General features: G+C 55.6%; 1 protein-coding gene. It reads right to left on the bottom strand.

Features of this window, described 5'->3' with window-relative positions:
• Positions 1 to 61: 61 nt before the first annotated feature.
• The gene (locus tag L6D81_RS29285) at positions 62 to 1,312 is read right to left on the bottom strand and encodes an IS256 family transposase (RefSeq protein ID WP_236182997.1); all 1,251 of its coding nucleotides are present in this window, start codon (positions 1,310 to 1,312) and stop codon (positions 62 to 64) included.
• Between the last annotated feature and the right edge of the window lie 37 nt (positions 1,313 to 1,349).

Genomic DNA, 1,349 nt, shown 5'->3' with positions numbered 1-1,349 from the left:
GGGACTGTCAGATATTTTGTGTGCGGGCCGGTAACGGCCTGCCGTCAGGCAGGCCGTGCTTTTACCAGGTTGGCCTGATAAATCGATCTCCGTACAGAATCGCAAATTGATTCATCGCACTTTTCCAGTCATGGGCCGCTGAGCCCCAGTTTGCGGTGATATTGCGCAGCCCAAGCCAGATCAGTTTCGTTGCCGCATCGTCGGTCGGGAAGTGACCTCGGGTCTTGATGATCTTGCGCAGTTGAGCGTTGATGCTCTCGATAGCGTTGGTCGTGTAAATCACCTTTCGAATCGCCGGCGGGAACACGAAAAACGGAATAACTCGGTCCCAAGCGCGGCGCCAGGCAGCCACTACCGTCGGATATTGCTTGCCCCAAGACCCGTTTTCAAACGCATCCAGCGCCTGCTCGGCCGCTTCGGCGGTGACTGCCTGATAGATCGGCTTAAGCGCCTTGGCCAGTTCGCGACGCTTGTCCCAGGCCGCGTAATCAAGACTGTTGCGGATCAGATGAACAATGCATGTTTGCAGTGTCGTGTCTGGAAATACGGCGTTGAGCGCTTCTGGCATGCCTTTAAGGCCATCGGTCACTGCAATCAACACGTCTTCGACGCCGCGTGTCTTGAGGTCGTTGAAAACCTTCATCCAGAACTTGGCGCCCTCGGTATTTTCTATCCAGATGCCGAGAATATCGCGTGTTCCGTCAGGTAAAACACCCAGTGCCAGGTAGATCGCCTTGTTGCGAACCAGCCCCTCTTCGCGAATTTTGACCCGCAGAGCATCGAAGAAAATAACCGGATACATCGGCTCCAAAGGCCGCTGTTGCCATGCACCGATCTCTGCCATGACCTCGTCGGTTACAGAGCTGATGAAGTCGGGAGAAACGTCAGTACCGTACTGCTCGGAAAGAAATGCGCGGATCTCTCTGACGGTCATTCCACGGGCATACATGGCGATGATCTTGTCATCGAACCCGGTGTAGCGGCGCTCGTGCTTGGGAATCAGGATGGGAGAAAAACTGCCGTCCCTATCGCGAGGAATATCCAGCCGCAGCGGGCCATCGCCGGTTAGAACCGTCTTGCCGCTTTTGCCATTGCGCTGGTTGGTTTCATTCTCTGGGCGCTGCGCGCCCGGCGGATAGCCCAAGTGATGGCCGAGCTCAGCTCTCAGGGCTCGCTCGATCAAAGCCTTCTTGAACGCCGCAGACGCGTCCTCGATGGCTTCAGCGGTCATCGGTCCATCTGTGAATTGCTCAAGCAGCTCTTTCGGGATTTTTGGCAGCTCTCGCAACGCGGGTTTCTTTTTGGTTGGCATACATGCACCTCTTACTCATGTTATGCCCGAACACAAA

Origin of the sequence: Pseudomonas sputi, from assembly GCF_021603585.1 — a bacterium.
Lineage (GTDB): Bacteria > Pseudomonadota > Gammaproteobacteria > Pseudomonadales > Pseudomonadaceae > Aquipseudomonas > Aquipseudomonas sputi.
The sequence above is the reverse complement of the archived record's forward strand: the minus strand, read 5'-3'. Positions and strand labels throughout refer to the sequence as shown.

Coding starts and splice junctions, on each gene's coding strand:
- L6D81_RS29285 (WP_236182997.1), bottom strand. CDS start 1,312: ATGCCAACCAAAAAGAAACCCGCGTTGCGAGAGCTGCCAAAAATCCCG.